Below are 24218 nucleotides of genomic sequence, written 5' to 3'. Positions count from 1 at the left end.
GCAGCTTGGGGGTGAGCACACCGTTGGCCGGGGAAGCAGGTGAAGCAGTCGCGCGGGCACGCGCGCTGGCCGTACTGCGTATTCGCAGCACCGCGCTGGCGGTGGCGCTGCTGCCCGCCGCGGTGGCGGTCGTGCTGCTGGTCGGCGGCGCGACGGGCCGGATCGTCGGCGAGACCTCGGACATCGTGCGCTGGCTGTTCGTCGCGGGCGCGCTGCTGGTGCTGCTGCTCGCGGGCGGCGTCGCGGCCGTGATCGTCCGGGCGAGGCCGGCCGTGAGCCCCACGGTCGCGGTCACCGAGAGATCCGCCCCCGACCTGTACCGCATGGTGCGGGATCTCGCGGTGCGCCTGCAGGTGCCGGCGCCCTCCTCGATAGAGCTGACCCCGGACTGCGACAGCTGGCTGGAGGACCGCACGCACGGCACGCGGCGCAAGGCCCCGCCGGAGGCCCCCGCCCTGGTGATCGGCTCGCCCTTCATGTGGTGGATGCGGGTCGCCGAACTCCGGGCGCTGCTCGCGCCGGTCGTGGCGGGCACGGGTCCGGCGGCCGATCCGGACATCGCCGCGGCCCGCCGCTTCGTGCGCGGGCTGGACGCGGCGGTCGGGGTGGCCACGGCCGCGTACGAGCCCTCGCTCACCGGATGGATACGCCGGCCCGCGTACGCGTTCCTCGGCTGGGTCGCCAAACTGCTGCTGCGCGGCTGCCAGGTGCATGCCGCGGAGATGGAGCGCGCGGTGGCCGGCGCCGCCTCGGAGCGGGCCCAGGCGGTCGACTACGGACTGCGCATCGTGGCCCAGGAACAGGTCGGCCTCGCCTACGCGGGCTGGGACCGGCTGCTGACCCGGGTGGCGCTGCCGGCCTGGCGGATGGGGCGCTGGCCGTCCCGGCTGGACGCGGGCGTGGTGGCGGCGCTGACCGAGCTGTCGCGGCGGGACCGGCTGGCCGAAGGCTTCGAGTCGCGGCTGGGCGAGCGTCCCGCGTGCGACCTGCTGGAGGAGCCGGGCACCATCGACGAGGCCGCCTCGCTCCTGGCGGCGCGGCTGTTCCACGGCGGTCCGCGGCGGCAGGGCCCCGACTGGTCGCCGGTCGGCTGGGACACCTATCCCGAAGAGGTCGTGGACCGCATCTGGCGCAGCGACGCGGCCCGTCTGATCACCGTCCTCGACGAGACGCACGACCCGGCGGAGGCACTCGGACCCCGTCGTATATCCGTCCCCACGGGCGCCTCCGCCAGCCTGCCGGGCACCCCCGACCAGCCCGGCCGCGCGACCCTGGCCCGGGTGCTGGACCGGCTGTCGGCGGGCGGCAGCGAGGAGCTCGCCGCCCGGATCACCCGGCATGTGGCCCGGGAGGAAGCCGCGCGGGAGGAGACCACCCGCGAGGAGGCAGCCGCCCAGGCCGCCGTGGACGGCGCGTTCGCCCCCGTCTTCCACCTGCTGCCGCCGCGCACCGGCCGGGAACTGCTCACCGATCACGTCACCGCGATGGTCTGCTGCGCCGCCGTGGACACCGCCGGCGCGGCCCCGGGACTGGACTGGCTGGACGGCCCTGCCCTGCTGGTCGGCGGGGTCCGCCGGGGGGACCTCTCCTGGCCGGTGCTCCGGCTCGTGGAGAACGGGGACGCGGCCCCCCTGCGCTCGTGGCTCACGGCCGTGGGCGTACGCCCCGAGAAGCCGATACGGCTTGTCTGACCGGAAGTTGACCGGATGTGTCCCGTCGACGTGAATCCCGTCCAATAAAACACCACGAACAGTGACCAGGACAGCGCATTGTGTGATGTCCTTGACCTGGGCACGCGTACACCACCTCGGGGGACGGCGAGGAGGGGAAGATCGTGGTGAGGGAGCAGGTCCATCGCTGGCAGTCCGGAGCGCTGGCGCATGGCGTCACCGATCCGTTCGGGCAGGGCCCGGTGCCCTGGCTGCGCGGGACCGCGCAGTATCTGGACGACACCGGTCAGGTCGTCCCCTGGTATGTCGATCTGACCGCGTCCCGCGGCGAGTCGCACGGCGCGCCACGCGTCCCGGGACCCCGTTCCGCGGACGATGTGCGCTGCCAGATCAAGGGCTTCGCCACCGGCGCCTCCGTGGCCCCGGGCGACGCGATCGACTTCCGCGTCACCGTCGACCCGCCGCAGTCCTACAACGTCGACGTCTACCGCATCGGCCACTACGGCGGCGACGGCGCCGCCCAGGTGGGCACCAGCCCGCGGCTCTCCGGCATCGTGCAGCCGGCGCCGCTCACCGCGGGCCGCACGGTCTCGTGCCACCACTGGTGGCAGTCCTGGCGGCTGCAGATCCCGTCCTACTGGAACGCCGGCGCCTATGTGGCCGTGCTGACCACGCAGGACGGCTACCGCAGCCACATCCCCTTCACCGTGCGCGACGACCGGGCGGCCGATCTGCTCCTGCTCCTGCCGGACGTGACCTGGCAGGCGTACAACCTCTACCCCGAGAACGGCCGGACCGGCGCCAGTCTTTACCACGCCTGGGACGAGCAGGGCCGGCTGCTCGGCGAGGAGGAGGCGGCGGTCACGGTCTCCTTCGACCGGCCGTACGCGGGCGCCGGGCTGCCGCTGCACGTGGGCCACGCCTACGACTTCATCCGCTGGGCGGAACGCTACGGCTACGACCTGGCCTACGCCGACGCCCGTGACCTGCACGCCGGCAGGATCGATCCTTCCCGCTACCGGGGCATGGTCTTCCCCGGCCACGACGAGTACTGGACCGTCCCCATGCGGCGCGCCGTCGAGGCCGCCCGGGACGGTGGCACCTCGCTGGTCTTCCTCTCCGCCAACACCATGTACTGGCAGACCGAGCTGGGCCCGTCCCCGGCAGGCGACCCCGACCGGCTGCTCAGCTGCCGCAAGCGCCGGGACGCGCCGCCCGGCCGCAGCGCGCTGTGGCGGGAGATGGGCGAGCCCGAGCAGCTGGTGATGGGCGTGCAGTATTCGGGACGGGTGCCCGAGCCGTCGCCCCTGGTGGTCCGCAACGCCGATCACTGGCTGTGGGAGGCCGCCGGAGCCGGCGAGGGCGACGAGATCGAGGGCCTGGTGGCGGGCGAGGCGGACCGCTACTTCCCGCGCACCCCGCTGCCCGGCTACACCGAGCGCATCCTGCTCGCGCACTCCCCGTACGAGGACTCCGCCGGCCGCCGGGCGCACCAGGAGACCTCCTTGTACCGGGCGCCGTCCGGGGCGTACGTCTTCGCCTCCGGAACCTTCGCCTGGTCGCCCGCGCTGGACCGCCCCGGCCATGTCGACCAGCGTGTGCAGCGCGCCACCGCCAATCTCCTGGACCGCATCTGCAAGCACGGCTGACACCCCGCGTCGCGCCCGCCCGGGCCGCGTACGGGAGAATCGGGAGCCGAACCACCGATCGGGGAGGCCCCATGTCCGGATTCGTCGAGAAGCCCGAGCCCGTGCAGGTACCCGGACTCGTCCACCTGCACACCGGCAAGGTGCGCGAGCTGTACCAGAACGAGGCCGGTGAGCTGGTGATGGTCGCCAGCGACCGCCTCTCCGCCTACGACTGGGTGCTGCCCACCGAGATCCCGGACAAGGGCCGCGTCCTGACCCAGCTGTCCCTGTGGTGGTTCGACCGGATCGCCGACCTCGTGCCGCACCACGTGCTGTCCACCGAACTCCCCGCGGGCGCCCCGCCGGAGTGGGCGGGCCGGACCATCGTCTGCAAGTCGCTGAGCATGGTGCCGGTCGAGTGCGTCGCCCGCGGCTACCTGACCGGCTCCGGTCTGCTGGAGTACCAGGCCGACCGCACGGTGTGCGGCGTGGCCCTGCCCGAGGGCCTGGTCGACGGCTCCGAGCTGCCCGCGGCGATCTTCACCCCCGCCACCAAGGCCGCGGTCGGCGAGCACGACGAGAACGTCAGCTACGAGGAGGTCGCCCGCCAGGTCGGCGCCGACACCGCCGCCGCACTGCGCCAGGCGACCCTCGCGGTCTACTCGCGGGCCCGCGACATCGCGCGCGAGCGCGGCATCATCCTGGCGGACACCAAGTTCGAGTTCGGCTTCGACGGCGAGACGCTGACCATCGCGGACGAGGTGCTGACCCCCGACTCGTCCCGCTTCTGGCCCGTCGACGAGTGGGAGCCGGGCCGGGCCCAGCCGAGCTACGACAAGCAGATCGTGCGCGACTGGCTGACCTCCGCCGAGTCCGGCTGGGACCGTCGCGGCGAGCAGCCCCCGCCGGCCCTCCCGCCGCACGTCGTGGAGCGGACCCGGACCCGCTACATCGAGGCGTACGAACGCCTCACGGGCCTGAGCTGGTAACCGCCTGCCCCCGGCGACACGGGCCCCGGCCGTTCTCGGCCGGGGCCCGCTGCCGTTCCGTCGTCACGCGGTCTTCTGTCCACAGGCTGTGGACAGAAGGCCGCGCGTGTCCGACGCGGCCGACGCGGCGTCAGCCGTACGCCGCCCACGGGCGCGTGGCTGGGTGGTCGAGGCGTCCCTGCCGTCAGCGGCCGGCCGGCCCGAGCCGCAGCTCACAGGCCAGCGTCCGCTCCAGGGGGCTCAGGGGCACCTCGGGGCACAGGCGTTCCGGATGGCCGGGCGGCGGTCCGTCCCGGCGGGGCACGTGCTGCCACCCCTCGATCGCGAAGTACAGCTCGCCCAGCTCGGCCAGCTCCCTGGCGAGAACCCGGCACACGGCCCGTACGGCCTCGCCGGCGGACGCCCGGAGGGACTTGCGCATGGGGAACCTCCCGATAGGGCACCGCGGCCGCCGGGCCGTGAGCGGTGCGCGGTCCCGTCAGGATCGGCGGTGTGCCCTGGCGTCCACCCCGCGACACGCTCGGGGGGAACGCCGAAGGCCCCGGTCGGATGACCGGGGCCTTCGCTATCGAGAGCGGACGACGAGGCTCGAACTCGCGACCTCAACCTTGGCAAGGTTGCGCTCTACCAACTGAGCTACGTCCGCATGCGCCGCGCGTTCCCGTGCGGTGCGTCCTCCACTATAGCCAACCCGGGGAGTGCTCGGCACACACCACGCCGGGCCTTTTGCCGTGGCGCGTGCCGCCGGCCGTCCCGCGCGCGGATGCCGGGAGCCAATTCCCCGGCGTGGCCCGGCCGGTACGTGCTTACGCCACCCGCCCGGCGCCGTCGCCCTGTCGCGTCGCGATGTGGGCACCGTCACACGTCGGGCGGGACCCTGGAACGGCGGACGCACACGAAGAAGGCCCCGGTCGAATGACCGGGGCCTTCTTCTCAAGAGCGGACGACGAGATTCGAACTCGCGACCCTCACCTTGGCAAGGTGATGCTCTACCAACTGAGCCACGTCCGCATGACGCGACCACTCTACCCGATCGTTAAGACCGGTCGAGCAGTCAGAGCGGGTGACAGGATTCGCACACTGCGCCTTCCCCCTGGAAGGGGGATGTTCTGCTACTGAACTACACCCGCGTGATCCGTGAGCCTTGCCTTTCGGCCCTGCCCTCGGCGCGCCTCTGACTCTAGCGGATCAACGGGGGTGGCTGTCCAATCCGTTCGGCCGGGGGGCCGGACGCGGACCTCAGTTGGCGGCGGCGTGCGCCTCGTAGACCTTCTTCGGAATGCGGCCGCGCGGCGGCACGTCGAAGCCGTTGGAACGCGCCCAGGCGCGGACGGTGGCGGGGTCGGAGGTCAGCGCGGTGTGCTTGTAGGTCTTGCCCAGCCGGCTGTGCCGGCGTCCGGCCTCGACGTACGGCGCGAGTGCGGTGCGGAGCCGCTCGGCGTTCCCGGAGGAGAGATCGATCTCGTACGACTTCCCGTCGAGGCCGAAAGTGACCGTTTCCTCTGCTTCACCGCCGTCGAGGTCGTCGGAGAGGGTGACCACTACGCGCTGCGCCATGGATGCCGGTCCTTTCATGGAGAAGGCGGGGAACCTGCCTTGGCCCCGTTGTTCTACCGAAGTCGGCGGCCCGGGGTCAATGCTTTCCCTTTTTACATCCGGAAATCTTTTCCCGGGAGCGCGCCCGGACAATTTCTCAGAGGTGTCCGCAGGCAATCCGGCCACCCGATATTCCAGGACCATTCCGGCTTATCTACCCGCGTAGACTTTCTGGCAGGGTACGGTTGGGGACATCACCGCAGCACACCACCGGGAGTGACCGTGGCACGCGTCGTAGTCGACGTCATGCTCAAGCCGGAGATCCTCGACCCGCAGGGCCAGGCCGTGCAGCGTGCGCTGCCGCGCCTCGGGTTCGAGGGAATCGCCGACGTCCGCCAGGGCAAGCGTTTTGAGCTCGAACTGGAGGGTCCGGTCGACGACGCCGCCCTCGCCCGCATCCGCGAGATGGCCGAGACCTTCCTCGCCAACACCGTGATCGAGGACTTCGTCGTGAAGGTGGAGTCGTGACGGCACGCGTCGGCGTCGTCACCTTCCCCGGCACGCTGGACGACCGGGACACCCAGCGCGCCGTGCGGCTGGCCGGCGCCGAACCGGTCGCCCTCTGGCACCGTGACAAGGATCTCCACCAGGTCGACGCCGTCGTCCTGCCGGGTGGATTCAGTTACGGCGACTATCTGCGCGCGGGGGCGATTTCCCGCTTCTCGCCCGTGATGGACTCGATCATCGCCGGCGCCAAGGACGGTCTTCCGGTCCTGGGTATCTGCAACGGCTTCCAGGTGCTCACCGAGACGCATCTCCTGCCGGGCGCGATGTTGCGCAACAATCACCTGCACTTCATCTGCCGGGACCAGAAGCTGGTCGTGGAGAACAACACGACCTCCTGGACCGCGGATTACCAGCAGGGCCAGGAGATCAGCATCCCGCTGAAGAACATCGACGGCCGCTACGTCGCCGACGAGCGCGTCCTGGACGAGCTGGAAGCGGAAGGCCGCGTGGTGTTCCGCTACGCCGACGGGAATCCCAACGGCTCGCTGCGTGACATCGCCGGCGTCACCAACGCCGCGGGCAATGTCGTCGGCCTGATGCCGCACCCCGAGCACGCGGTGGAGTCCCTCATCGGGACGGGGCGCACCGACGGCCTCGGATTCTTCACCTCGATCCTCAAGAAGCTGGTCACCGCATGAGCCGCACTCCTCTGGACACGGTCGAGCACGCGGCCGTGACCCCCGACGTCGAACTGCCCTGGGCCGAACTCGGACTGAAGAAGGACGAGTACGAGCGCGTCGTCGAGATCCTCGGCCGCCGCCCCACGGGCGCCGAGCTCGCCATGTACTCCGTGATGTGGTCCGAGCACTGCTCGTACAAGTCCTCGAAGGTGCACCTGCGCCAGTTCGGCGAGAAGGCCCCGCAGTCGGACGCCCTCCTCGTCGGCATCGGCGAGAACGCCGGCGTCGTCGACGTCGGACAGGGCTACGCCGTCACCTTCAAGGTCGAGTCGCACAACCACCCCTCGTACGTCGAGCCCTACCAGGGCGCGGCCACCGGCGTCGGCGGCATCGTGCGCGACATCATCGCGATGGGCGCGCGGCCCGTCGCCGTCGTCGATCCGCTGCGCTTCGGCGCCGCCGACCACCCCGACACCAAGCGCGTCCTGCCGGGTGTCGTCGCGGGCATCGGCGGCTACGGCAACTGCCTGGGCCTGCCCAACATCGGCGGCGAGGTCGTCTTCGACGCCTGCTACCAGGGCAACCCGCTGGTCAACGCCGGTGCCATCGGCGTCATGCGGCACGAGGACATCCACCTCGCGAAGGCGTCCGGCGCGGGCAACAAGGTCATCCTGTACGGCGCCCGCACGGGCGGCGACGGCATCGGCGGGGCCTCCATCCTGGCCTCCGAGACCTTCGACGACGCCAAGCCGTCGAAGCGCCCGGCCGTCCAGGTCGGCGACCCCTTCCAGGAGAAGCTGCTCATCGAGTGCACCCTGGAGGCCTTCCGGGAGAAGCTCGTCGTCGGCATCCAGGACCTCGGCGCAGCGGGGCTCTCCTGCGCCACCTCCGAGCTCGCCTCCAACGGCTCCGGCGGCATGCGCGTCACCCTCGACGACGTACCGCTGCGCGACTCCACGCTCTCGCCCGAGGAGATCCTCATGAGCGAGTCGCAGGAGCGCATGTGCGCGGTCGTCGAGCCGGAGAAGGTCGACCGGTTCCTGGAGATCTGCGAGAAGTGGGACGTCATCGCGACCGTCATCGGTGAGGTCACCGACGGAGACCGGCTGGAGATCTTCTGGCACGGCGGCAAGATCGTCGACGTCGACCCGCGGACCGTCGCCCACGAGGGCCCGGTCTACGAGCGCCCCTACGCCCGCCCGTCGTGGCAGGACGCGCTCCAGGCCGACGACGCGAACAAGCTGCCCCGCCCGGCGACGAGCGAGGAGCTGAGGGACCAGGTCATGCGGCTGGTCGCCTCCCCGAACCAGGCCTCCAAGTCCTGGATCACCTCCCAGTACGACCACTTCGTGCAGGGCAACACCGTGCTGGCCATGCCCGAGGACTCGGGCATGATCCGCGTCGACGAGGACACCAACCTCGGTGTCGCCATCGCCACGGACGGCAACGGCCGCTACGCCAAGCTCGACCCGTACACCGGCGCGCAGCTGGCGCTCGCCGAGGCGTACCGCAACGTGGCGACGACCGGCGCCAAGCCGCTCGCCGTCTCCGACTGCCTGAACTTCGGCTCGCCCGAGGACCCCGCCGTCATGTGGCAGTTCGCCGAGGCCGTCCGCGGTCTCGCGGACGGCTGCCTGCAGCTGGGCACGCCGGTGACCGGCGGCAACGTCTCGCTGTACAACCAGACCGGCGAGGTCGCCATCCACCCGACGCCGGTCGTGGCGGTGCTGGGCGTCATCGACGATGTCGCCCGCCGCACGCCCGTCGCGTTCCAGGAGACGGGCCAGCTCCTCTACCTCCTCGGCGACACCCACGAGGAGTTCGGCGGCTCGGCCTGGTCGCAGGTAGTCCACGACCACCTCGGCGGGCTGCCCCCGAAGGTCGACCTGGAGCGCGAGCGGCTGCTCGGCGAGATCCTGATCTCGGCCTCCCGGGACGGCATGGTCGACGCGGCCCACGACCTGTCGGACGGCGGTCTGGTGCAGGCCGTGGTCGAGTCCTGCCTGCGCGGCGGGAACGGCGCGCGGCTCGTGGTGCCGGACGGGCTGGACCCGTTCGTGTTCCTGTTCTCCGAGTCCGCCGGCCGGGCGATCGTCTCGGTCCCGCGCAGCGAGGAGCTCCGCTTCACCGACATGTGCGGCGCGCGCGGTCTGCCCGCGACCCGCATCGGTGTCGTGGACGGCGAATCGGTCGAGGTGCAGGGGCAGTTCGCGATCGGGCTGGACGAGCTGCGCACGGCGCACGAAGGTACGATCCCGGCGCTGCTGGGCTGATCGCACGGCGCGTTGACGCGCCCCCGTGCCGCTGGGCGCGGGGGCGCGTTGACCTTTTGGTAACCGTGCGCACGAACGGCTGACCCATACTCCAGGCGTGAGCGACCGCAGAGCCCCCGGCGAACTGCCCCTGTGGCGTGCCCGTGACACCAGGCGCTGGTCGGCCTGCCGGCCGGCCGCGTGGTCCCGGCCGCGGTGGGGCGCCCTGGCGCTGGCCGTCGCCGTCGGGGTGGCCGTCGCCGTGGCGCCCGGAGACCTCGGGGCCCCGCACTACTGGCTGGCGGCGGCCCAGGTGTACTGGCTGTTCCGGCTGCCCCAGATCACCTTGGTGTCGGCGCCGTCGTTCGTGGCACTGCTGGCGTGGCTCGCGGAGCCCGCGGTGGCCCTGCCGGTCTCGCTGGCGCTCGCCCTGGCCTGGGCCGGCGCCCGCCACCGGCTCGCGGTCCGGCGCCGGCAGCGCCTGCTCGCGGCCAACGCGGCCGGTGACGTGCGCCTGCGACTGCCCGCGCCGGTGCCCCCGCTGCGCCGCGGGCTCGTGCCGATCGCCGCCGGGCTGCCGTTGTGCGCCGCCGCGGCCGTGCCGTTCCTGCTCCCGGTCGCCCTGCTCGGGTTCACGCTCCTGGTCACCGGGCTGCTGGCCCGGCGGCGGGCCGCGGTGCTGCGCCGGGACGAACTGCCGGTGCTGCGGGTGCTGTCCCGTGAGGACGAGGACACCCGCGTGTGGGTCTACGCCGCCGACGACACCGCCGGCCGCGTGCCGCTCTTCTCTTGCCCGGTGCGGCCCGGTTCCGCCATCCCCGACGACGACCACGCGCCCGGCGACAGCCGGCTGCGCGACACGCTGCTCTTCGGGGCGCCCTGCGAGGGCGCCGAACTGGCGCTGCTCTCCGCCGATGTGGAACACGGACCGCTGATCGACCGGGTGGCCGGACCGGTGCGCCCGGTGGGGAGTTAACCTGCGTCCGCAAGGCAAGGCAAGGCAACCATCGCCACGACGAGGGGTCCTGACCGATGTTCGAGTACAAGGTCGTCAACTTCCGCGAGTCGCTCATAGGGGACGCGATCGACAGCGACAAGCTGGAGAAGACGCTCAACAAGCACGCCGAGGACGGCTGGCAGCTCAAGGCGATCACCGCCGCCGACGTCAAGGGCCGCATCGGTCCCGGCGCCGTCGAGGGTCTGCTGATCACCTTCGAGCGGCCGCGCCAGGCCTGACCGCCGCGGTCCCGGTGCGGGGCCCGGCCGGCGCGTAGGCTGCACGCCATGCCGCCCGCCGCCCGCCGCCCCCGCACCTACGACCCGGCGCGGACCGCCGCCGCGCTCACCGCGCAGGCGGGTCACACCCTCGACGCCGCGCGGGCGCTGAGCGCGGAGCAGCTGGCGGCCTCCGCGGGGCTGCCGGGGTGGGATGTGCACCACCTGCTGGTGCACATGGCGCGCCAGATCGAGGTGGTCCCCCGGGTGCTGGCCGAGCCGGCCCCGGCCAAACCGGATCTGGACCTGACGGGCTGGGCCCGCTCCACCAACCGCATCGCCGTCAACCTGGACGCCGACACCCGCGAGGCCGCGCTCGGCACCGGCGACGTCGCCGGGCGCCTCGAGGCGGCGCTGGCCGACCTGCGGGTCGCGCTGCCCGAGGCGGTCGACCCGCTCCGCGTGATCGCCATCACGCTGGGTGCGATGCGCGCGCCGGACTTCCTCGTCACCCGCCTCGTCGAACTCGTCGTGCACAGTGACGATCTCGCCGCGGCGACCGGCGTCCCCGTGCCACTGGACCGGCAGGCCCTGGCCGCCGTCGTCCGGCTGCTGGCCGACACACTCGCCGTCACGGCGCCCGGCAACTCCGTCGAGGTCCGTGTGCCGCCGTACGCGGCCGTCCAGTGCGTCCCCGGGCCCCGGCACACGCGTGGGACCCCGCCCAACGTCGTCGAGACCGACCCCGTCACCTGGGTGCGCCTGGCCACCGGCCGCACGACGTGGGACGCGGCCCTCGCCGCCGGCGCCGTCTCCGCGAGCGGCGAGCGCGCCGACCTGGCCCCCTACCTGCCCCTGATGGGCTGAGCTGACGAGGGCCCTCGCATAATGCGCCGGTGACCTCGAAGAACGCGCCTGCGGACATACCGGCCCGCCCCTGGCTCTCCGCCGACGCGCACCGCTGGGCCGCCGTGCGCCTGCCGGGCTGGGCGCGCCCGCTGTGGTGCGCGCCGGTGCTGCTGGTGGCGGTGATCGCCGCGATCGCGTTCTCGCCGGACGAGGTGTGCACGACGGCCGCGCCCTGCGGGCCCTCGTGGCTGGACGCGATCGGTACGGTCGGCTTCTTCGTCCACATGGTGTGGCTGTTCGTGCTGCCCGAGGCGGCGCTGCTGTCGGCGCCCTTGCTGCTGCTGTGGACGGCCGATCCCGGCAACTGGTCCGGCGGCACCGCCGAGCGTGTGGCGGATGTCGTGGTGGTGGCCGTGCTCTGCTGGAGCTGGGCGGCGGTCGTCGCGCGACTGCGGATGCGGCGTCGTCAGCGGGCGCTCGCCCTGGAGGCGGCCGGTGGCGTCGCGCTGCCGGTCCCGGACCCGGTGATCCCCGCGCGGCGCGGCGTGGTTCAGGTCGTCGCCGGGACGGCGGGGCTGGCGGTCGCGGCGGTGGCCGCCGTGATCGCGGTCACCGGTGACCGCGCGGACGAGGCGCACGCCGCGGCGGCCGCCCGCATCCCCGCGGTCGTCGTCGCAAACGGCGCCGACGACCACATCGTCGTCCGCTTCGAGGACGGGAGCCGGCACTCCGTCGAGGTCATGATCCCGGAGGACTACGAGCGCGGCACCGGGATGCCCGTCCTCGTCGACGGCGGGTGGCTGCGGCTCGCCGCGGAGCCGTATCACGACCGCACGGGACTGCAGCTCCTGGCGTTGGTGGCGGGTGGCGGCGGGGCGGGTCTGCTGCTGTCGGGGGCGCTGGCAGCGGTCCGCGCCCGTTCCGTGCGCCGTGGACCCGCGCCGGCGCTGCGGGTGCTGGCACGGCACGAGGACGGTTTCACGGTGATCCGCCCGGTGGACGACGCGGACGGCCCACCGGTCCTCAGGTACGAGGCCGTCACTTTCGGCGGGGCGCCCCGCGGCGAGAGCTTCCTGTTCGGCCTGCCGGCCGAAGCGGGCGCCCTGGAACTGGCCGGCACCGACGCCTCCGGCGGCCCGGTGGCCGAGGTGAACGTGTCCTCGGCGCGGCCGTGGTCGAGGCCGCGCCCGGATCGTCATCGGCGCAGGCTCGCGGAGCACCGCCGCGAGTCGGAGGCCCGGGTGGCCGAGGCCGCCGCCGCCCTGCGATCCGGCGCGGGCCCCGTGCGGTGGCGGAGCGGCCCGGTGTCGCGGATCGCCGGCGTACTGGTCCTGATGGGCCTGGCCGCCGTCCTGGCGTCGCACGACTACCTCGGCGACAGCTGGTGGCACTGGACCCTTTGGCTCGCCGGCTGCTGGATGTTCGGCGCGGACGCGGTGGGCCTCATCATGTGGCGCATCACGGCCGACGCGGACGGGCTGCGGCTGCGCCGGCACCTTAGGACCCGGCACGTGCCCTGGGCGGAGGTGACCAGGGTTGTCACCACCCCCTCGGGCGACATGGCATTCCGCCGTGCCAACGGCCTGGACGACATCCGGTGGGACGGCGTCACCATCCCCTCATGGGAGCGCGCGCTGCGCCGCCCGTCCCCCGCGACCCGCGCCGCCGCCGAGCTGACGGCCATGATCCGCGACCCGGGGCTGCGGCCCTGACGGCGGTCAGGAGCGGTTCAGGACCGGTTCAGGAGCGGTCGGGACGAAGGTCACACGGGCAGGCGCCCCATGGGTTTACGCGCATAGAACACGGGTTTGTCGGGTTCCCTCGTTCGGACGACACCGCAACCTGCCCTAGACTCGGAGACGTGCCACGTGGTGACGGACGACTCAACCACGACCTGCTCCCCGGCGAGAAGGGCCCCCAGGACGCTTGCGGCGTCTTCGGTGTCTGGGCCCCCGGCGAAGAGGTCTCCAAGCTCACCTACTTCGGGCTGTACGCCCTGCAACACCGCGGACAGGAGTCCGCGGGCATCGCAGTGAGCAACGGCTCCCAGATCCTGGTCTTCAAGGACATGGGTCTGGTCTCCCAGGTCTTCGACGAAACCTCCCTCGGCTCCCTCCGGGGCCACATCGCGGTCGGGCATGCCCGTTACTCGACCACGGGCGCGTCGGTCTGGGAGAACGCCCAGCCCACCTTCCGCGCCACGGCCAGCGGCTCCATCGCCCTCGGCCACAACGGCAACCTGGTCAACACCGCCGAGCTGGCCGAGATGGTCGCCGCGCTGCCGCAGGGCAACGGCCGGGCCACCAAGGTCGCCGCGACCAACGACACCGACCTGGTGACGGCGCTGCTGGCCGGACAGGCCGACGAGGACGGCAAGCCGCTGTCCGTCGAGGAGGCCGCCCGCCAGGTGCTGCCCAAGGTCAAGGGCGCCTTCAGCCTGGTCTTCATGGACGAGCACACCCTCTACGCCGCCCGCGACCCGCAGGGCATCCGCCCGCTGGTGCTGGGCCGCCTGGAGCGCGGCTGGGTGGTCGCCTCGGAGTCCGCCGCACTGGACATCGTCGGCGCGAGCTTCATCCGGGAGATCGAGCCCGGCGAGCTGGTCGTCATCGACGAGAACGGGCTGCGCGCCTCCCGCTTCGCCGAGGCCAGGCCCAAGGGCTGTGTCTTCGAGTACGTCTACCTGGCCCGCCCCGACACCGACATCGCCGGGCGCAACGTCTACCTCTCCCGGGTGGAGATGGGCCGCCGGCTGGCCAAGGAGGCCCCGGCCGAGGCCGATCTGGTGATACCGACCCCGGAGTCCGGCACGCCGGCCGCCGTCGGCTTCGCCGAGGCCAGCGGCATCCCGTACGGCTCGGGCCTGGTGAAGAACTCCTACGTCGGCCGGACGTTCATCCAGCCCAGCCAGACCATCCGGCAGCTGGGCATCCGTCTGAAGCTCAACCCCCTCAAGGAGGTTATCCGGGGCAAGCGCCTGGTGGTCGTGGACGACTCGATCGTCCGAGGCAACACCCAGCGCGCGCTGGTCCGGATGCTGCGCGAGGCCGGCGCCGCCGAGGTCCACATCCGGATCTCCTCGCCGCCCATCAAGTGGCCGTGCTTCTTCGGCATCGACTTCGCCACCCGCGCCGAACTGATCGCCAACGGGCTGACCGTGGACGAGATCTGCAAGTCGCTGGACGCCGACTCGCTGGCGTACATCTCGATCGACGCCATGGTCGAGGCCACCACCATCGCCAAGCCGGATCTGTGCCGCGCCTGCTTCGACGGCGAGTACCCGATGGAGCTGCCGGACCCCGAGCTGCTCGGCAAGCACCTCCTGGAGACCGAGCTGGCCGGCGGCCCCGACGCCGCCGACGCGCTCCGTCGTCCGTAAGCACACGACGCAAGGACACCTCACAGTCATGTCCGAGAACACCGGTGCCAGCTACGCCGCGGCGGGAGTCGACATCGAGGCGGGCGACCGCGCGGTCGAGCTGATGAAGGAATGGGTCAAGAAGGCCACCCGCCCCGAGGTCGTGGGCGGGCTCGGCGGATTCGCCGGACTCTTCGACGCCAGCGCCCTCAAGCGCTACGAGCGCCCCCTGCTGGCCTCCGCCACCGACGGCGTGGGCACGAAGGTGGACATCGCCCGCCGGATGGGCGTGTACGACACCATCGGCCACGACCTCGTCGGCATGGTCGTGGACGATCTGGTCGTGTGCGGCGCCGAGCCGCTGTTCATGACCGACTACATCTGCGTCGGCAAGGTCTTCCCCGACCGGGTCGCCGCCATCGTCAAGGGCATCGCGGAGGGCTGTGTGCTGGCCGGCTGCGCCCTGGTCGGCGGCGAGACCGCCGAGCACCCGGGCCTGCTCGGCGAGGACGAGTTCGACGTCGCGGGCGCCGGCACCGGCGTGGTCGAGGCGGACCGGCTGCTGGGCGCGGATCGCATCCGTAAGGGTGACGTGGTGATCGCCATGGAGTCCTCCGGTCTTCACTCCAACGGGTACTCGCTGGTGCGTCATGTGCTCTTCGACCGGGCCGGCTGGGCGCTGGACCGCGAGGTCCCGGAGTTCGGCCGCACCCTCGGCGAGGAGCTGCTGGAGCCCACTCGGATCTACTCGCTGGACTGCCTCGCGCTGACGCGTACGGCGGAGGTGCACGCCTTCTCGCACGTCACCGGCGGTGGTCTGGCCAACAACCTCGCCCGGGTCGTCCCGGACCATCTGCACGTCACCGTGGACCGCTCGACCTGGGCGCCGGACGCGGTGTTCCGGACCGTCGGCGAGCTCGGCGGGGTGGAGCGGCACGAGCTGGAGAAGACCCTCAACATGGGCGTCGGCATGGTCGCCGTGGTCCCCGAGGAGTCGGTGGACGTGGCGCTGACGACGCTGGCCGACCGGGGCCTGGAGGCCTGGGTGGCCGGCGAGGTCCTGGAGCGGGGCGACCGCGCCGAGGCCGTCGAGCTCACCGGTGTGTACGCGGACTAGGGCGCCCGGCGCGATCCGGATGCCCGTGCCCCGCGAGGCGGGCAGCACGAAACCCGGTCCGGGCGCGCCCGGACCGGGTCAGTGGTCACACTGGATTGGATTGTGCAGCGTCAAGCGCGACGACGTTGGGACGAGGGCTCGGACTCGTCTTCGTCCTCGTCGTCCTCATCGTCGCCGTAGAGATCCGCGTACCGTGCGTACGGGTCGTCTTCCAGCTCGTCGTCATCGTCGTCTTCCTGTACTTCCGGCGGATTGACCGGCAGTGGTGACGATGCGCCCAGCTCTTCGGCCAGACGTGACAGGTCCGTGCCGCCGCTGTTGTACTTCAGCTGGCGGGCGACCTTCGTCTGCTTGGCCTTGGCCCGGCCGCGCCCCATTGGCTCGACCCCCTCAACGTGGGGCTCGACGGCCCCGAGTCTTGACACGCGTTCACGATGTGGAACGGGCCCTCGCAGGAGAGTCCCGGTCCGTAGGGCTTCAACGGTACCTGCTTCCGAGGCCGCACGGTACGTCGCCCGCACGACGCGCGTCGGAGCAGGGGCCCGCCGAGGGCCCGTCCTGGCTGGTCAGTCGTGATTTTACCTTCTTCCGCCGCGGTCTGGCTGCCGGGGCGTGGTAACGACCGAATCTCCAGTCTGCGGCCCGTGTCCCGGGCGGCCGGCGAAGGCCGTACGGATGAACGACGGGCGCGGGCACACCGTACGACGGCGGGGCGGCGCGGTGTCCGCTTTGTGATGGAGGACACGCCCCCGCCCGGCCGGGCGGGGGCGTGCTCACCCGTGCCGTCAGTTGGCGGCCGAGGGGCGCAGCCAGCGGTCCGCGGGGGTGCGCTCGGCCATGCGCTGCTCGGCGAGCCGGTCGGCCGCCGCGGCGGGCGGGATGCCGTCGGCCGCGGCCCGCTCGAAGATGGCCAGCGTCGTGTCGAAGATCTTCGTCGCCTTGGCGCGGGCCCGCTCGAAGTCGAAGCCGTGCAGTTCGTCGGCGACCTGGATCACGCCGCCCGCGTTCACCACGTAGTCGGGCGCGTACAGGATGCCGCGGTCGGCGAGGTCCTTCTCGACGCCGGGGTGGGCGAGCTGGTTGTTGGCCGCGCCGCAGACGATCGTGGCGGTGAGGGCCGGCACGCTGTCGTCGTTGAGGGCGCCGCCGAGCGCGCAGGGCGCGTACACGTCCAGCGGGGTCCTGATCAGGACGTCAGCGTCAGTGACGGCGGTGACCTGGGGGTGACGGGAGATGATCCGCTCGACGGCTTCGCCGCGAACGTCGGTGATGACGACCTCGGCACCGTCCTCGATCAGGTGCTCCACCAGGTGGTGGCCGACCTTGCCGACGCCGGCGACGCCGACCCGGCGGCCGCGCAGCGTGGGGTCGCCCCACTTGGCCTGGGCGGCGGCCCGCATGCCCTGGAAGACGCCCCAGGCGGTCAGCACCGAGGAGTCGCCGGCGCCGCCGTTCTCGGGCGATCGGCCGGTGGTCCACTGCGGGTTGGCGCGGGCCACGACGTCCATGTCGGCGACGTACGTGCCGACGTCGCAGGCCGTCACGTAGCGGCCGCCGAGCGAGGCCACGAAGCGGCCGTAGGCCAGCAGCAGTTCCTCGGACTTGACGGTGTCCGGGTCACCGATGATCACGGCCTTGCCGCCACCGAGGTCCAGTCCGGCGAGCGCGTTCTTGTACGACATGCCGCGGGCGAGGTTCAGCGCGTCGGCGACGGCCTCCTCGTCGGAGGCGTACGCGTGGAAGCGGGTGCCGCCGAGGGCCGGGCCCAGGGCGGTGGAGTGGATCGCGATGACGGCCTTGAGGCCGGTGGCGCGGTCCTGGCACAAGACGACCTGCTCGTGTCCTCCCTGATCCGATCGGAACAGGGTCCACAAGGGGGAGACGATGCCGGATGTCTGACGTACGTCGGTCACTGTGGTGACTCCCGATGTCCAGAGGTCGCCCTCCGAGCGGGTGGGGAGGGCCGGTTGCGAGAAGAGTAGAGCCACCTGCTGCTGTGCATGCTTCCAGTGTCGTGGATCACTCCCGGTGGGGGAAGCGACGTGGGACGATGCCAGGGCGGATGCCGTCGTGAGGGAGCGGGTGTGGGCTTGTCATCGGTTCTGGTCCCGTACGCGTCGTATCTGCGCGTGTACGAGCCGCTGGCGGCCTTCCCGGAGCCCGAACGAAGCCGTTGGTACCGCTATGCCGCGGCGGGCGCGGAACGGACCGCACAGGACGAACTGCGCCAGTCCCTGGCCAATCTCCTGCCCGTCCCCCCGGTGCCGGTGCCGGTGCACGAGAGCCCGGACGCCTTCGTGGCCGTCGTGGACGGTGTGACGCACGTCTGCCCGTGGCGTACCCGGCTGCGCGGCTGGCTGGCCCTGGAGGAGCTCGCCGAGGAGTTCCCGACCGCGGTGCTGGACGCCGTACTGCCCAAGGTCGTGCGGGAGCAGGCGGCGGCCGACTACGAGGCCTGGCGGGCCGAGAAGCCCGAGAACGCCGACGCGCGGCCGTGGATCCGCGGCGCGACCTGGCACGTTCCGGTGCGCTGGTTCACGCTGTTCGACGACTCCGAGCGGGAGTACGAGCCGGCAGGCGCCGGGGAGTCCAAGCAGCCGGTGATGCGCTACCGGACGCCCATGGTGCAGGCCCGCCGGCGCACGGCGCGGGGCCTTCGGGTGCTGAAGGATTCACTCGATGAGGGTGCTCTGATCGACGGCCTGGTGGATGTGGGGCGCTGGCTGGAGGAGTTCCACCCGCGGTCGCTGGTCGAGCTCGACTACGGCGGTCTCGTCCACGTCATCCCCCAGGACCGTCTCGCCGACGACCACTCCGCCACCGATGTCGCGGACGCCCTCGCGGCGCTGCGTGACGGGGACGGGTCCCGGGCCGGCGAGGCGTACGAGCGTCTCACCGACCGCTGGCGGGCCGTTCGGGACCTGCAGTACGCGAGCTGAGGGACCGTCGGAAGTCCGTTGCCGGGGGGACCTTGGTCCCGAGTACGGTCGACCGGTACCTTTGGCCTAAGGGTGACGTAAAGCACCTTTAGGGGGCTTGCCCTCATCCCTACCCCCCATGACAATATGGGACATCGGGTCCGTAAGGACCTTAATTCCGTCTGCTTGGGACGGAATGTCCGGTATTGCAGTCCTTGAGGTGGGGCTGTTGCTCGTGGGTTGGCTGTGACTGATCGTCACTCAGGTGTGACTGTCCGTTATGGCCCGGTCCATCGGCTTCCGTCGAGCTTAGACACCTCAGAGGGCAAATCCATCGGTTTGGCCGACACGGCTGGACAGATGGTGTAGTTGTAGTGCCGAGGACAAGCCGTTCGTCCTATTACCGACTCGGCCCGCGTCCGCCATTTCGGGCAACGCGGGTCAAGGTGCAGAATTTAGAGGAAAGAACCGTGTTGGTTCGGTTCTCTCGAGGAGGCCGCTCATGACCGCTCGCACCCCTGATGCCGAGCCGCTGCTGACCCCCGCTGAGGTCGCCACGATGTTCCGCGTGGACCCGAAGACGGTCACGCGCTGGGCCAAGGCTGGCAAGCTCACGTCCATCCGCACGCTCGGCGGGCATCGCCGCTACCGCGAGGCGGAGGTCCGTGCACTGCTGGCGGGCATTCCGCAGCAGCGCAGCGAGGCCTGACCTGATCCAACGGGCCTTCGCGCAGGGCCCCCAACCTGCCGAAACGTCCGCTCCACCGGGTCCCTGCCCCCATCAGGGAAGCCCAAAGGAACGTTGATCGCACCGGAGTCCGCCGGCTCCGGTGCGATCTTTTTTGTGCGCGTGATGTGTCCGTCTTGTGTGGACGTGAGGCTCATGAGCACGGTGCAATTGCACATATTAAATTGACGGTTCCCCAGGAGACCTCAAGTTCCCCCAGACTCGAAAATCTTCGCGTGACTCCCGTCACATGCACGGGTCTTGCCCCGGATGTTCCCAGTGCGGTAGTGACCTTCCGCACTCCGCCGCGGTTCCGCCGCCCGCGCCAACGGCCGGTGGCGGACCGGGCGGTGGCGTCTGCCGGCGCCGAACGCGACCGGCCCGGGTGTGCCGTTCCCGGCCGCGTCGGCGGCGGACCCGCCCCCGGCGGTGCCCGCGGCGGCGCTCGCGTCCCGTGCCGGCCGTCCGGCGCCAGTCAAAGCCATGAGGCAGGCGTACCACGCGAGAAGGCCCGGATCCAGGGGATCCGGGCCTTCGTTTACTGCGGTCCTGACGGGATTTGAACCCGCGGCCTCCACCTTGACAGGGTGGCGAGCACTCCAAACTGCTCCACAGGACCAGGTTTCGCCGCCCTCTTTCCTGGCGACGAGGAAGACTGTACAGCAGGTCAGAGGGTGAAAGCGAACCGGATACCGGGCGGGCTCCGGGCCGGGCGCGGGGGTCGGCGCGGGGTCAGCCCCAGGCTTCGTCGAGCGCCTTGAAGATGCGCTTGTCGGAGACGGGGAACGCGGTGCCGAGGGCGTGCGCGAAGTAGCTCACCCGCAGCTCCTCGATCATCCAGCGGATGTCGCCGACCCGCTCCGGGAGGGGCCGCCCGGCCGGCCGCGCGGCGAGCAGCTCGGCGTACTCGCCCTGGATCTCGCGGACCTTCTCCATGCGCGTGGTGTCGCGCTGGGCGCCGCTGGGCATCTGCTGCAACCGCCGGTCCACGGCGACCAGGTAGCGCATCAGGTCCGGCAGCCGGCGTACACCCGTGCCGGTCACGAAACCGGGGTGCACAAGGGCCGCCAGCTGCTCCTTGACGTCCGCGAGGTTGGCGACCAGTGCCAGGCTCTGGGTGGCCTTCAGACGGCGCTCACAGGCCTGCCAGGCGGCCAGCACCTGGCGGACCTGCCCCACCGTCTTGATGGTCAGCTCGACCAGCTCCGCGCGCACGGAGTCGTAGAGCTTGCGGAAGGACTCCTCGTCCCACGCCGGTCCGCCGTTGTCGGCGATGAGCCGGTCGGCGGCGGCGGTCACGCAGTCGTCGAAGAGCGCGGCCACCGAGCCGTGCGGGCTGCGCGACAGGGCGAGCTTGTCCTGGTTGGACAACCGGTCCGCGACGAACTTCGCGGGGTTGGCGGGCACGTTGAGGAGGATCAGCCGGCGGGTGCCGCGCCACATCGCCTCGGCCTGCTCGGCCTCGGTGTCGAAGAGCTGCACGCCCACGCTCTCGCCCTCGTCCACCAGCGCCGGGTACGCCTTGACCGGCTGGCCGGCGCGCCGGGTCTCGAAGGTGCGCGGCAGGGTGCCCACGGTCCACTGCTTCAGGCCCGTGCGCCGCTCGATGCCGATGGAGCCGGCCGCGTCGAAGGCCTTGGTGATGGCGGCCTTGGTCTTCGGCCGGAGGCTGAGCTTGAGCGCCTCCAGGTCCTTGTCCTCGGCCAGCTTGCGGCGCCGTTCGTCGGTCACCCGGAAGGTGATCTTCAGATGGTCGGGCACCTTGGCGAGGTCGAAGTCCTCGGCCGTGACGGGCACGCCCACCATCCGCTGCAACTCGCGCGCCAGCGTCTCCGGGAGCGGGTCCTGCACCGGTACGACCCGGTCCAGGAACGCCTTCGCGTAGTTCGGCGCCGGTACGTAGTGGCGGCGGATCGCCTTGGGCAGCGAGCGGATGAGCTCGGTGACGACCTCCTCGCGCAGGCCCGGGATCTGCCAGTCGAAGCCGTCCGGGGTGATCTGGTTGAGCACCTGGAGCGGGACGTGGACGGTCACGCCGTCCGCGTCGGCGCCGGGCTCGAACTGGTAGGTCACCCGCAGCTTCAGCTTCCCCTGGCGCCAGGAGTCGGGGTAGTCGTCCTTGGTGACGGCCTCGGCGTTCTCGTTGATGAGCATGGAGTGTTCGAAGGTGAGCAGCTCCGGCTTCTCCCGGCGTTCCTGCTTCCACCACGAGTCGAAGTGGGCCCCGGACACGACGTGTTCGGGCACCACGCGGTCGTAGAAGTCGAAGAGCGTCTCGTCGTCCACGAGGATGTCGCGGCGCCGCGCCCGGTGCTCCAGCTCCTCGACCTCCGCGAGCAGTTTGCGGTTGTCGTGGAAGAACTGGTGGTGCGTCCGCCAGTCGCCCTCCACCAGCGCGTTGCGGATGAACAGTTCGCGGCTGGTCTCCGGGTCGATCTTCCCGTAGTTGACCTTGCGGTCGGTGACGATCGGCACGCCGTACAGCGTCACCTTCTCGACGGCCATGACCGCGGCCTGGTCCTTCTCCCAGTGCGGCTCGCTGTAGGACCGTTTCACCAGGTGCTGGGCGAGCGGTTCGATCCACTCCGGCTCGATGCGGGAGTTGACCCGCGCCCACAGCCGCGAGGTCTCCACCAGCTCGGCGGACATGATCCAGCGCGGGGGCTTCTTGAAGAGCGACGAGCCGGGGAAGACCGCGAACTTGGCGCTGCGGGCGCCCAGGTACTCGTTCTTGCTGTCGGTGTCCTTCAGGCCGATGTGCGACAGCAGGCCGGCCAGCAGGGACTGGTGCACATGCTGGGCGTTGACCTCGTGGTCCCCCTCGGCGAGGTGGATGCCCATCGTCTTGGCGACCGTGCGCAGCTGGCTGTAGATGTCCTGCCACTCGCGGATGCGCAGGTAGTTCAGGAACTCCGAGCGGCACATCCGGCGGAAGGCGGAGGAGGACAGCTCCTTCTGCTGCTCGCGGACGTACCGCCACAGGTTGAGCAGCGCCATGAAGTCGCTGGTCTCGTCGGCGAAACGGCGGTGCTTCTCGTCCGCCTGCTGCTGTTTCTCCTGGGGGCGCTCGCGCGGGTCCTGGATGGACAGCGCGGCCGCGATGACCATCACCTCGCGGACGACGCCGTTGCGCTCCGCCTCCAGCACCATGCGGGCCAGCCGCGGGTCCACCGGCAGCTGGGAGAGCTTGCGGCCGGTCCCGGTGAGCTTCTGCCCGTCCAGCGCGCCCAGTTCCTGGAGCAGCTGGACGCCGTCCTTGATGTTCCGGGCGTCCGGCGGGTCGATGAAGGGGAAGCGGGCGATGTCGCCGAGGCCCGCGGCGGTCATCTGCAGGATGACGGAGGCCAGGTTGGTGCGGAGGATCTCGGCGTCGGTGAACTCCGGGCGGGACAGGAAGTCGTCCTCGGAGTACAGCCGGACGCAGATGCCGTCCGCGAGGCGGCCGCAGCGGCCCTTGCGCTGGTTGGCGCTGGCCTGGCTGATCGGCTCGATCGGCAGCCGCTGCACCTTGGTGCGGTGGCTGTAGCGGGAGATGCGGGCCATGCCCGTGTCGATCACGTAGCGGATGCCCGGGACGGTGAGCGAGGTCTCCGCGACGTTGGTGGCCAGCACGATGCGGCGGCCCGTGCCGCGCTGGAACACCCGGTGCTGCTCGGCGGAGGACAGCCGCGCGTACAGCGGCAGCACCTCGGTGAACCGCAGCTGCCGCTTGTTGAGCGCGTCGGCGGTGTCGCGGATCTCCCGCTCGCCGGAGAGGAAGACCAGGATGTCGCCGGGGCCCTCGGCCTGGAGCTCGTCGACGGCGTCGCAGATCGCGGTGACCTGGTCGCGGTCCGCTTCGTCGGCCTCCCCATCGCCCTCCGCCAGAAGCGGCCGGTAGCGCACCTCGACCGGATACGTCCGCCCGCTGACCTCCACGATCGGGGCGTCGCCGAAGTGCCGGGAGAAGCGCTGCGGGTCGATCGTCGCGGAGGTGATCACGACCTTGAGGTCGGGGCGCCGGGGGAGCAGCTGGGCGAGGTAGCCCAGGATGAAGTCGATGTTGAGGCTGCGTTCGTGCGCCTCGTCGATGATGATCGTGTCGTACTGCTGGAGCTCGCGGTCGGTCTGGATCTCGGCCAGCATGATGCCGTCCGTCATCAGCTTGACCAGCGTGCTGTCGCCGACCTGGTCGGTGAAGCGGACCTTCCAGCCGACCGCCTCGCCCAGCGGGGTGTGCAGCTCCTCCGCGACGCGCTCGGCGACCGTGCGGGCGGCGATCCGGCGGGGCTGGGTGTGGCCGATCAGGCCGCGGACGCCGCGGCCCAGCTCCAGGCAGATCTTGGGGATCTGGGTCGTCTTGCCGGAGCCGGTCTCGCCCGCGACGATCACGACCTGGTGGTCCCGGATCGCCGCGAGGATCTCGTCCTTCTTCTGGCTGACCGGCAACTGCTCCGGATACGAGATCGCGGGTATGGCCGTGCGCCGCGCCTCGACCTTGAGCGCGGCCTTGTCGATCTCGGCCCCGATCTCCGCCAGCACCGCCGTACGGGCTTCCGGCTTGCGAATTCGGCGTGCGCCGTCGAGCCGGCGGCCGAGGCGCTGCGCGTCGCGCAGGGTCAGCTCGGTCAGCCGGGTGCCGAGCTCGGCGAATGCGGGGGTGGTGGGCTGCGTAGGCATAGCGCGTTCCAGCATCGCATTGCGCACGGCCCGCGGGCGAACCCATTACGGTCACGCCCCCCTGCGCGCGACGTGCGGCATCCCCGCACCGGGGAGACGATGCAGGAGCGGAG

Annotated in this window: 19 protein-coding genes and 4 tRNA genes; 14 read left to right on the top strand and 9 right to left on the bottom strand. The window is 71.5% G+C overall.

The window, feature by feature from the left end; all coding sequences use genetic code 11:
* Positions 1-11: 11 nt before the first annotated feature.
* The 3 genes from ACFWVC_RS16675 (at position 12) to ACFWVC_RS16665 (ending at position 4287) form a co-directional block, all read left to right on the top strand.
* Positions 12-1691, top strand: a complete 1680-nt coding sequence (locus ACFWVC_RS16675; protein ID WP_384285358.1) for a hypothetical protein — start codon at positions 12-14, stop codon at positions 1689-1691.
* Positions 1692-1834: 143 nt separating this feature from the next.
* Entirely contained in the window at positions 1835-3319 is a 1485-nt protein-coding gene (locus tag ACFWVC_RS16670; protein WP_384285354.1) for a N,N-dimethylformamidase beta subunit family domain-containing protein, read from the top strand.
* Between the two features lie 71 nt (positions 3320-3390).
* Positions 3391-4287, top strand: coding sequence for a phosphoribosylaminoimidazolesuccinocarboxamide synthase (locus tag ACFWVC_RS16665; protein WP_384285349.1), 897 nt, complete (start codon positions 3391-3393; stop codon positions 4285-4287).
* A gap of 184 nt (positions 4288-4471) precedes the next feature.
* On the opposite strand, the gene ACFWVC_RS16660 is transcribed toward ACFWVC_RS16665, so the two are convergent.
* The 5 genes from ACFWVC_RS16660 to ACFWVC_RS16640 form a co-directional block, all read right to left on the bottom strand.
* Positions 4472-4708: a DUF6059 family protein gene (locus ACFWVC_RS16660; RefSeq protein WP_384285345.1), complete on the bottom strand. Its 237-nt coding sequence runs from the start codon at positions 4706-4708 to the stop codon at positions 4472-4474.
* A gap of 152 nt (positions 4709-4860) precedes the next feature.
* A tRNA-Gly gene (locus ACFWVC_RS16655) sits at positions 4861-4933 on the bottom strand.
* A gap of 292 nt (positions 4934-5225) precedes the next feature.
* Positions 5226-5298: transfer RNA gene (locus ACFWVC_RS16650), tRNA-Gly, on the bottom strand.
* A 47-nt stretch (positions 5299-5345) separates the two neighbouring features.
* Positions 5346-5417 (bottom strand) — tRNA-Gly (locus ACFWVC_RS16645).
* Positions 5418-5526: 109 nt separating this feature from the next.
* Positions 5527-5844, bottom strand: a complete 318-nt coding sequence (locus ACFWVC_RS16640) for an Lsr2 family protein (RefSeq protein WP_384285341.1) — start codon at positions 5842-5844, stop codon at positions 5527-5529.
* Between the two features lie 261 nt (positions 5845-6105).
* Between ACFWVC_RS16640 and purS the strand changes: the two genes are divergently transcribed.
* The 9 genes from purS to purM all read left to right on the top strand — a co-directional run bounded on the left by purS (position 6106) and on the right by purM (position 15801).
* Entirely contained in the window at positions 6106-6351 is a 246-nt protein-coding gene (gene purS, locus ACFWVC_RS16635; protein WP_360900414.1) for a phosphoribosylformylglycinamidine synthase subunit PurS, read from the top strand.
* On the top strand, positions 6348-7028 hold the full coding sequence (purQ, locus tag ACFWVC_RS16630) for a phosphoribosylformylglycinamidine synthase subunit PurQ (RefSeq protein ID WP_384285336.1): 681 nt from the start codon (positions 6348-6350) through the stop codon (positions 7026-7028). Before purS ends, purQ begins: the two co-directional genes overlap by 4 nt.
* Complete coding sequence (gene purL, locus ACFWVC_RS16625) at positions 7025-9283, top strand: phosphoribosylformylglycinamidine synthase subunit PurL (protein ID WP_384285335.1); 2259 nt, start codon at positions 7025-7027, stop codon at positions 9281-9283. Before purQ ends, purL begins: the two co-directional genes overlap by 4 nt.
* Positions 9284-9380: 97 nt before the next feature.
* On the top strand, positions 9381-10238 hold the full coding sequence (locus tag ACFWVC_RS16620; RefSeq protein WP_384285332.1) for a hypothetical protein: 858 nt from the start codon (positions 9381-9383) through the stop codon (positions 10236-10238).
* Between the two features lie 56 nt (positions 10239-10294).
* Positions 10295-10498: a DUF4177 domain-containing protein gene (locus ACFWVC_RS16615; RefSeq protein WP_384285329.1), complete on the top strand. Its 204-nt coding sequence runs from the start codon at positions 10295-10297 to the stop codon at positions 10496-10498.
* Positions 10499-10546: 48 nt separating this feature from the next.
* Complete coding sequence (locus ACFWVC_RS16610) at positions 10547-11344, top strand: sterol carrier family protein (RefSeq protein WP_384285324.1); 798 nt, start codon at positions 10547-10549, stop codon at positions 11342-11344.
* 29 nt (positions 11345-11373) lie between these two features.
* Positions 11374-13038, top strand: a complete 1665-nt coding sequence (locus ACFWVC_RS16605) for a PH domain-containing protein (RefSeq protein ID WP_384285321.1) — start codon at positions 11374-11376, stop codon at positions 13036-13038.
* A 149-nt stretch (positions 13039-13187) separates the two neighbouring features.
* Positions 13188-14705: an amidophosphoribosyltransferase gene (gene purF, locus ACFWVC_RS16600; protein WP_384285317.1), complete on the top strand. Its 1518-nt coding sequence runs from the start codon at positions 13188-13190 to the stop codon at positions 14703-14705.
* Positions 14706-14733: 28 nt separating this feature from the next.
* Positions 14734-15801 (top strand): phosphoribosylformylglycinamidine cyclo-ligase, encoded by a 1068-nt coding sequence (gene purM / locus ACFWVC_RS16595; RefSeq protein WP_384285312.1) that lies wholly within the window; start codon positions 14734-14736, stop codon positions 15799-15801.
* Between the two features lie 110 nt (positions 15802-15911).
* On the opposite strand, the gene ACFWVC_RS16590 is transcribed toward purM, so the two are convergent.
* Positions 15912-16226, bottom strand: coding sequence for a DUF3073 domain-containing protein (locus ACFWVC_RS16590; RefSeq protein ID WP_384285307.1), 315 nt, complete (start codon positions 16224-16226; stop codon positions 15912-15914).
* A gap of 360 nt (positions 16227-16586) precedes the next feature.
* Positions 16587-17714, bottom strand: coding sequence for a Leu/Phe/Val dehydrogenase (locus ACFWVC_RS16585; RefSeq protein ID WP_384285305.1), 1128 nt, complete (start codon positions 17712-17714; stop codon positions 16587-16589).
* Between the two features lie 171 nt (positions 17715-17885).
* On the opposite strand from ACFWVC_RS16585, the gene ACFWVC_RS16580 reads away from it, so the two are divergent.
* Both ACFWVC_RS16580 and bldC read left to right on the top strand, forming a co-directional pair.
* Positions 17886-18740: a hypothetical protein gene (locus ACFWVC_RS16580; protein WP_384285302.1), complete on the top strand. Its 855-nt coding sequence runs from the start codon at positions 17886-17888 to the stop codon at positions 18738-18740.
* Positions 18741-19221: 481 nt separating this feature from the next.
* Positions 19222-19428 (top strand): developmental transcriptional regulator BldC, encoded by a 207-nt coding sequence (bldC, locus tag ACFWVC_RS16575; RefSeq protein ID WP_003949541.1) that lies wholly within the window; start codon positions 19222-19224, stop codon positions 19426-19428.
* A gap of 562 nt (positions 19429-19990) precedes the next feature.
* Here the strand turns inward: bldC and ACFWVC_RS16570 are convergent.
* Together ACFWVC_RS16570 and hrpA are read right to left on the bottom strand one after the other, a co-directional pair.
* Positions 19991-20065: transfer RNA gene (locus ACFWVC_RS16570), tRNA-Asp, on the bottom strand.
* 113 nt (positions 20066-20178) lie between these two features.
* Positions 20179-24105 (bottom strand): ATP-dependent RNA helicase HrpA, encoded by a 3927-nt coding sequence (hrpA, locus tag ACFWVC_RS16565; protein WP_384285300.1) that lies wholly within the window; start codon positions 24103-24105, stop codon positions 20179-20181.
* Between the last annotated feature and the right edge of the window lie 113 nt (positions 24106-24218).

The organism is Streptomyces sp. NPDC058691, from assembly GCF_042714775.1.
Taxonomy (GTDB): domain Bacteria; phylum Actinomycetota; class Actinomycetes; order Streptomycetales; family Streptomycetaceae; genus Actinacidiphila.
Note: the sequence above shows the minus strand (reverse complement) of the source record. Positions and strands in the feature narration are given on the sequence as shown.